Below are 6,720 nucleotides of genomic sequence, written 5' to 3'. Positions count from 1 at the left end.
TAAAGTTTTTTATAGCCTGTGAAGTTAGGGGCAGTGCATTGCCTTTAGAATCTACAATAATGCTAAAAGGCATACTCATAAAGTCTTTAAAGCTTTTGTCTAGCTTTTGCAAGGCATGCAGTGTCTCTTTATACTCTAATAGCTTTGTTTCATTATATGCTAATAGCTTAGTGTCTTGTGCTCTGTTATAAGGGATTAAGCCTTGTGTATCTTGTTTCATTAAGTTTGTAGCAAAGCTTGGTTTGGTTTGAGTATGAGGGCGTTGTCAATAAGGGGGCTGGGCTTATCTTTGTAACCCTGCCTGTGATGTTCTCTCATCTTGGAATCTTAGGTAACATCATCGCCTTTTTGTTCCTTATCGCCTTTAGCTTTGCTGGGATCACTTCTACTATCTCACTGCTTGAACCTGCTGTAATGTATATGAGTGAGACTTATGGCTGGAGCAGGGCGAAGGCGACTTGGAGCATTACACTTGCTATCATCGCTCTTGGAATGGTGATTGTCTGCTCTATTTGCACACCTGCGGCGGATTATTTGGCTGTTGGCAGAAAGTCGCTTATGGATATTATTAAGTTTCTTTCAGCAAACTTTCTTATGTCTATCGGTGGGCTTTTGGCGGTGATTTTTATCGGTTGGGTCGTGCCAAAAGAAAAGCTAGAATCTTATACTTCTCACTTTTTTTGGGAATCTTGGCTTTAATGTGTGGTATTACCCTATGCGTTATATCACGCCACTTATTACTATCATCATTCTTTTAGCAAAAATCGCAGAATTTTTTATGGGCGAAGATGCGGTAAAATCTATCATTGAGAGTATGGGGCTTTAGGGCTAAATTGCTTAGATTCCTATCCCGCTGTGGAATCTAAGCCCAAACTCATTTTAAATTCACAAATCTCATAAAGTAACTTTATTCACATATCATCATAAATCCCACCAAATCACTGCATTTTAAGAAACTCTCACTCTATCGCCCACTTATTTTTCTACATTTTTCACAATCTTTTTCCACTCATTTACCAAATGATGATTATAATTCATTTTTAAGGATAGTAACTAAAAATTACTATCCTTAAAAATTATATTGAAAGGAGCAATAATGCCGCAATATGACATTTACAACTGCATTGGTTTCCTTGCCACAGGACTTCGAGAGTATCTCTCTAGGGAGTTTGACAGGCGAGTTTTACCGCTTGGGCTAAGCCACAAAAAGGCTGGGATTCTATGGGTGTGCTATGATGAGCCACACACGCAAGTAAGTCTATGTAGCTTTATCCAAAGCGATAAAAACTATGTGCGTTTGCATATTGATGAGCTAGAATCTGCCAAGCTTGTAAAACGCAAACAAAATCCAAACAACCGCCGTGAGAATCTCATCACACTCACACAAAAAGGCAGGGAATGTGCTAGGCAAACCTACCAAATGATGCTAGATGTGCATACAGATTTGCTATCCCCTTACCTTAGCACAGATGAGATTAGCACGCTTCAAGCCCTACTATACAAGGCTTTCACAGGATTAGAAACACAGATAGAAAAGGAGCAAAAATAATGAAAAAGTTTATTTTAATGGCATTAAGCCTTAGTTTTTTAAGTCTATGTTTTGGCAAGGATTTTACACTTAGCCCCCAAAGCTACATTGGCTTTGAAGTCAAAAAATTTGGTGTCAAAACAATCAAAGGGTATTTCAAGGATTTTAGCGGCAAACTCACACTTACAGACAAGCACATTACCGCACTTAGCGGAGAAGTGCGAATAGAATCTATCTTTACAGATAGCACTAAACGCGATAAGCATTTGCAAGAAGATGACTTCCTAGATTCTGCAAAGTTCCCAAAAAGTAAGTTTATCCTGCACTCCTATGAGCCTTTAAGCGATAGTGGTGATACAATCAAAGGCAAAGTCAAAGGCACACTCACTCTGCATAATGTAAGTTTGCCGCTTGTGCTAGAATCTAGCCTTGAAGGCCCTTCAAGCCAAAACCCACGCTTGATACTCACAGGCAAGATTAATATTAAGGACTATGGGATAAAAGGCTCATTTCTTAATAGCGATGAAGTAAAGATTATTTTACAAACGCAGTGGCAGTAGTAGCCAAACGCCCTTTGCTAAAAAATGCTAGAATCTACCTAGCAAAATTAAGGGGCAAATATGGCGACTTCAAAAGAGTATAAAGACTATGTGCTAGAGCGTTTATGCGAGTATATGGCTAGTTTAAGCGAAGATTCTAAGGGCAAAATAGAATCTTACACTTTTAGTGCGAGAAAAATGTTTGGGGAATACTGCGTATATATACAAGATTCTAAAACTATGCAAAAGCCCAAAGCACTTTTCCTGCTTTGTGATGAGTGTGTATTTGTAAAACAATATAAGCTTTTAGAATCTCTTTTAGCACACTCTCAAAAAGCAAAGCCTTATCCGGGTGCAAAGGAATGGTATATGATTGATATAGATTCTAAGGAATTATTACAAGAGATTATTGCAACTCTTACCCCGATTTTATGCGATAAAGATTCTAAAGCATAGAAATATTAGCGATTTTATCTTATAGTTTTCTATATTACTAAAGGTTTATTATGGATTATCCAAGAATATTTGCTATTTTGGGGGCTACTTGCAGTGGTAAAAGTGCCTTGTCTTTAAAGCTTACCCCACTATTAAATGCCTATATATTTTCACTAGATTCACTCTGTATTTATAAAGAGATTGACATCGCATCAGCCAAGCCTACAAGCGATGAACTCTCACTAGTCAAGCACTTTGCCATCAATGTCTTATCCCCTAAAGAGCATGTATCAGCGAGTTTGTTTTTATCTCTTTTGCACGAAAGCATAGAGCAATGCAAAAAAGAGCAAAAAAATCTCTTAATAGTCGGTGGCAGTAGCTTTTATCTTAAGGCAATCATACAAGGCTTAAGCCCGCTTGATACATTTAAAAGCGATATGAAAAAGGCAGAATTTCTAGCCCTAACTAATCAGCCCCTAAGCACACAATATGGCTTCCTAAAAAGCATTGATTCTACCTATGCTGCAAAGATTAATAGCAATGATACTTATAGAATCACAAAGGCATTAGAGATTTTCTTTCAAACAAATATGCCGCCAACTCAATTTTTCATACAAAATCCGCCAGTGCCATTTTCTCTGCCAATAGACATTTATAGCCTTATCGTGCCAAAAGATATATTACATAAAAACATAGAGATACGAACGCAAAACATGATTGAAAGTGGCATTCTAGATGAGGCGAAAAACCTTTTAGAATCTTATGGCGACACAATCCAGCCCTTTAAATCCATAGGACTGAGAGAATGCCTTATGCTTTTGCATAATGAGATGAAAGAATGTGAGTTAAAAAATCTAATTGCCCTGCATACAAGGCAACTTGCAAAAAGGCAAACCACCTTTAATCGCACACAATTTAGCAATATAACACAGATTCACTATCCCTTTAATCTCCAAGCAATAGCAGATACTATGTTAGAAAAGATAAAGCCTATTGATTGATTTTTGTATGAAAACTTAATTGTTTTATAAGATTTAATGTATCAAGTCTTAGAATCTATATTAAGCCATTGAAAAGATAAAATGTCTTTATCGTAATTTATAGCGATTTCAACAAGGCTAGATTCTCATCTTAGAATCTTTTAGGCTTTAATCTAAAAGAGTTTTTGTAAAATACAGAATCTTTATCTCAATTTAAAAGGGCGGTTATGTTACTAAAAAGTGTGTTTATAGGTTTTCTATCGTTTTCTATCTTACATGCAGATACACTAAAAGAATGTAAAAGCGAGAGTGATAAAATAAGCGGTTGTGTAGAAAAAAAGTATAATTCAAGTGTGAATCTTTGGATAGAAACACCATATAAAAATGGCAAAAAAGAAGGCATAGAAAAACGGTATTATGAGAATGGGAATCTAGCACTGGAAATGCCATATAAAAATGGGGAAGCAGAGGGTATGCTCAAAGGCTATTATGAAAATGGGCTTCTTAGGCGGGAAGCACCACTTAAAAATGACAAAATAGAGGGCATATTAAAAGAGTATTATGAGAATGGCAGCTTACAAGCAGAAGTAAAAGTTCTAAATGATAAGTTGCATGGGGATACGAGATTCTACACAGAAGATGGAAAACTACTAGCCTTAGTTAAAGGCGAGAATGGCAAGATTATAAGTGGCAAATGCTTTGATGATAAAGTCTTAACAGACAAAGAAATAGACGATCTTAGTGGACTCAAAAGCATTGAAGAACCAATTAACTATTTAAAAGAAATATGCCTTAAAAGCGATTCTAAATAACCCTTGATTTCAAAGCTTTTAACACTTCCTAGATTCTAATCTTAGAATCTTTTAGGCTTTAATCTAAAAGAATTTTTGTAAAATACAGAATCTTTATCTCAATTTAAAAGGGCGGTTATGTTACTAAAAAGTGTATTGATAGGATTTCTATCATTTTCTATTTTACATGCAGATATGCTAAAAGAGTGTAAAAATGAAGCGGATAGAATAAGTGGTTGTGTAGAGAGAGAATATCATGACAATGGAAAATTTTGGGTAGATACACCATATAAAAATGGCAAAATAGAAGGCATAGAAAAGTGGTATTATGAGAATGGGAATATTAGTGCAGAAATACCATTTAAAAATGATGAAAGAGAAGGTATGACAAAGTGGTATTATAGGAATGGGAATCTAGAATCAGAAACACCATATAAAAATGGCAAAATAGAAGGTATAATAAAAGAGTATTATGAAAATGGAAATCTAAAAGCAGAAACACCATTTAACAACAATGGCGTAAATGGGGACATGAAACTCTACACAGAAGATAAAAAGCTATTAGCCTTAATTAAAGCAGAGAATCATAAGTTTATAAGCGGTAAATGCTTTAATGATAAAGTCTTAACAGACAAAGAATTAAAAGAGATGCGTAGAGACGGCAGCATCGAAAGAGCAATTATCTATTTAAAAGAAATATGCCTTAAAAGCGATTCTAAATAATTTATGATTTTAAAGTCTTAACACTTCCTAGATTCTAATCTTAGAATATTTAAGGCTTTAATCTAAAAGAATTTTTATAAAATACAGAATCTTTATCTTAAGTTTAAAGGGGCAGTTATGTTACTAAAAAGTGTATTGATAGGTTTTCTCTCATTTTCTATTTTACATGCAGAGACATTAAAAGAATGCAAAAATGAAACAGACAAAATAAGTGGTTGTGTAGAAAAAGGATATTATGAAGATGGTTGGATAGAAACACCATATAAAAATGGTAAAAAATAGGGTATAGAAAAAATATATTATGAAAGTGGCGACTTGATTGCAGCCTCTACCTATAAAAATGAAAAAATAATAAGTGGCAAATGTGGCGATGGAAAGGCTTTTAGCAACGCACATTTACATAATTTAGAAAAAAAAGATTATGATGGACTAAATCGCACTATTAAAAAAATCTGTGAAAAGCCCTGATATCCTCATATCGCATTATTGCCTTTATAGCTATATCTTATAATCTCTTAGCTATTTAGCATATAGCAAAGATTATTGACTTGTCATTTTTTGTCTTTTAATAATAAAAGATTTTTTACTACAACTAAGCTCATTTTACAAAACCAGAAAATTATAAAAGAATAATATCAAACAATATAAAGTGATTTAATCTTCTCAAATCTATGCAATCTATTCATAACTACATATCTTTAAAGCTTGGTTATTATAGAATCTCATCACTTTTCATCACACTAGATTCTATATTACTATATTTAAATCTTAATCTCTCTCAATCTCTTTGCCTAATCCACAAAGAGATAATAAGAGATAGCAAATATACATAAGCTTTGCTATAATTAAAACTTCATATATAAATCTTAATATACATAATAAGGCAACATTATGCGTTCATGCAGCAAGATATGTTCTATACATACTTATATCATAATTTATTTTTTTTGCTTTTATATCCCACTTCACGCAGACACAAACACACTCACACAAAATATATCTAGCCCAGAGATATTAAATTTGGAGACATTAAACACACAAGATTCTATATACAACTCACTACCAGCAGATAGCCTGAAAGAAACACAATTACCAAAAGACCCAAGCCTACTCAAAATGCAGCAAGACCAAATGGATTTAATGCGTAAGGAATATCGCGGCAATCCCGCAGAAACAGACCTTATCTACTACAAGCAAAGAGAAGCACAAAAAGAGATACAAAAAGATAGCACACTAAAGATTAAGCCAGAATATGGCATAGATAAAGATAGTATAGCGACAACAGAGCAATATGAATTTATCATGCAGTATTTCTTCAAAATCATTGATGAAATACCTTATGGCGAGGACTACAAAATCTCTGTGCCACTGCATTCATTAAGGCTAAATCAAAAGAGTCCTGCAAAAACTTGCGAGATAAATACAAAAGAACACTCTCTCACACTCACGCATTACAATCACTACACAAAAGCAGAAATGCAAGCAAGTGTGAGAAAACAAACACAATATTTATTGTATAATTTGCTACAAGAATACAAAACGGAAGTGTTAGAATGCCTTATGCTAAACCAAGCACACCTTGATGATATGAATACCGCCCTAAATCTAGAATCTCGCACCAAAACACTCACAAAAGTGCGTTCCTATGTGCTTGTGGATTTTCATGGTGGCATTTTAACCTTGCAGGTATTTAATCCACCACATAGAAAACATTAAAGGAAAGT

12 protein-coding genes are annotated in these 6,720 nt (G+C 34.3%); 11 read left to right on the top strand and 1 reads right to left on the bottom strand.

Annotated features, from left to right (window positions below):
- On the bottom strand, positions 1 to 220 hold a 220-nt coding region (locus tag C6H08_RS11630; protein ID WP_233708396.1), incomplete at its 3' end, for a hypothetical protein.
- A gap of 17 nt (positions 221 to 237) precedes the next feature.
- Between C6H08_RS11630 and C6H08_RS00465 the strand changes: the two genes are divergently transcribed.
- The 11 genes from C6H08_RS00465 (at position 238) to C6H08_RS00430 (ending at position 6,712) form a co-directional block, all read left to right on the top strand.
- Entirely contained in the window at positions 238 to 699 is a 462-nt protein-coding gene (locus C6H08_RS00465) for an SLC5/6 family protein (protein WP_233708395.1), read from the top strand.
- A gap of 1 nt (position 700) precedes the next feature.
- Entirely contained in the window at positions 701 to 826 is a 126-nt protein-coding gene (locus tag C6H08_RS12225; RefSeq protein ID WP_267892846.1) for a hypothetical protein, read from the top strand.
- Between the two features lie 270 nt (positions 827 to 1,096).
- Positions 1,097 to 1,549, top strand: coding sequence for a MarR family winged helix-turn-helix transcriptional regulator (locus C6H08_RS00460; protein ID WP_034563599.1), 453 nt, complete (start codon positions 1,097 to 1,099; stop codon positions 1,547 to 1,549).
- Positions 1,549 to 2,088, top strand: a complete 540-nt coding sequence (locus C6H08_RS00455) for a YceI family protein (protein ID WP_052092793.1) — start codon at positions 1,549 to 1,551, stop codon at positions 2,086 to 2,088. The genes C6H08_RS00460 and C6H08_RS00455 overlap by 1 nt, the downstream gene beginning before the upstream one ends.
- A 60-nt stretch (positions 2,089 to 2,148) precedes the next feature.
- A complete protein-coding gene (locus tag C6H08_RS00450) occupies positions 2,149 to 2,523 on the top strand; it encodes a transcriptional regulator (RefSeq protein WP_034563601.1) in 375 nt (124 codons plus the stop codon).
- A gap of 50 nt (positions 2,524 to 2,573) precedes the next feature.
- On the top strand, positions 2,574 to 3,503 hold the full coding sequence (miaA, locus tag C6H08_RS00445) for a tRNA (adenosine(37)-N6)-dimethylallyltransferase MiaA (protein ID WP_034580230.1): 930 nt from the start codon (positions 2,574 to 2,576) through the stop codon (positions 3,501 to 3,503).
- A 206-nt stretch (positions 3,504 to 3,709) separates the two neighbouring features.
- On the top strand, positions 3,710 to 4,294 hold the full coding sequence (locus tag C6H08_RS00440) for a toxin-antitoxin system YwqK family antitoxin (RefSeq protein ID WP_034563606.1): 585 nt from the start codon (positions 3,710 to 3,712) through the stop codon (positions 4,292 to 4,294).
- 117 nt (positions 4,295 to 4,411) lie between these two features.
- Positions 4,412 to 4,996, top strand: coding sequence for a toxin-antitoxin system YwqK family antitoxin (locus tag C6H08_RS00435; protein WP_034580229.1), 585 nt, complete (start codon positions 4,412 to 4,414; stop codon positions 4,994 to 4,996).
- Positions 4,997 to 5,113: 117 nt separating this feature from the next.
- Positions 5,114 to 5,278, top strand: coding sequence for a hypothetical protein (locus tag C6H08_RS11150; RefSeq protein ID WP_158656778.1), 165 nt, complete (start codon positions 5,114 to 5,116; stop codon positions 5,276 to 5,278).
- A 33-nt stretch (positions 5,279 to 5,311) separates the two neighbouring features.
- On the top strand, positions 5,312 to 5,464 hold the full coding sequence (locus tag C6H08_RS11145; protein ID WP_158656777.1) for a hypothetical protein: 153 nt from the start codon (positions 5,312 to 5,314) through the stop codon (positions 5,462 to 5,464).
- Between the two features lie 423 nt (positions 5,465 to 5,887).
- Positions 5,888 to 6,712 carry a hypothetical protein gene (locus C6H08_RS00430; protein ID WP_034563609.1) on the top strand — a complete coding sequence of 275 codons (825 nt, stop codon included), beginning with the start codon at positions 5,888 to 5,890 and terminating at the stop codon, positions 6,710 to 6,712.
- Positions 6,713 to 6,720 lie beyond the last annotated feature (8 nt).

It is taken from the genome of Helicobacter bilis, from assembly GCF_900198365.1.
GTDB lineage: Bacteria > Campylobacterota > Campylobacteria > Campylobacterales > Helicobacteraceae > Helicobacter_A > Helicobacter_A bilis_B.
Note: the sequence above shows the minus strand (reverse complement) of the source record. Positions and strands in the feature narration are given on the sequence as shown.

Coding starts and splice junctions, on each gene's coding strand:
- C6H08_RS00455 (WP_052092793.1), top strand. CDS start 1,549: ATGAAAAAGTTTATTTTAATGGCATTAAGCCTTAGTTTTTTAAGTCTA.
- C6H08_RS00440 (WP_034563606.1), top strand. CDS start 3,710: ATGTTACTAAAAAGTGTGTTTATAGGTTTTCTATCGTTTTCTATCTTA.
- C6H08_RS11150 (WP_158656778.1), top strand. CDS start 5,114: ATGTTACTAAAAAGTGTATTGATAGGTTTTCTCTCATTTTCTATTTTA.
- C6H08_RS00430 (WP_034563609.1), top strand. CDS start 5,888: ATGCGTTCATGCAGCAAGATATGTTCTATACATACTTATATCATAATT.
- C6H08_RS00435 (WP_034580229.1), top strand. CDS start 4,412: ATGTTACTAAAAAGTGTATTGATAGGATTTCTATCATTTTCTATTTTA.
- C6H08_RS00450 (WP_034563601.1), top strand. CDS start 2,149: ATGGCGACTTCAAAAGAGTATAAAGACTATGTGCTAGAGCGTTTATGC.
- miaA (WP_034580230.1), top strand. CDS start 2,574: ATGGATTATCCAAGAATATTTGCTATTTTGGGGGCTACTTGCAGTGGT.
- C6H08_RS00460 (WP_034563599.1), top strand. CDS start 1,097: ATGCCGCAATATGACATTTACAACTGCATTGGTTTCCTTGCCACAGGA.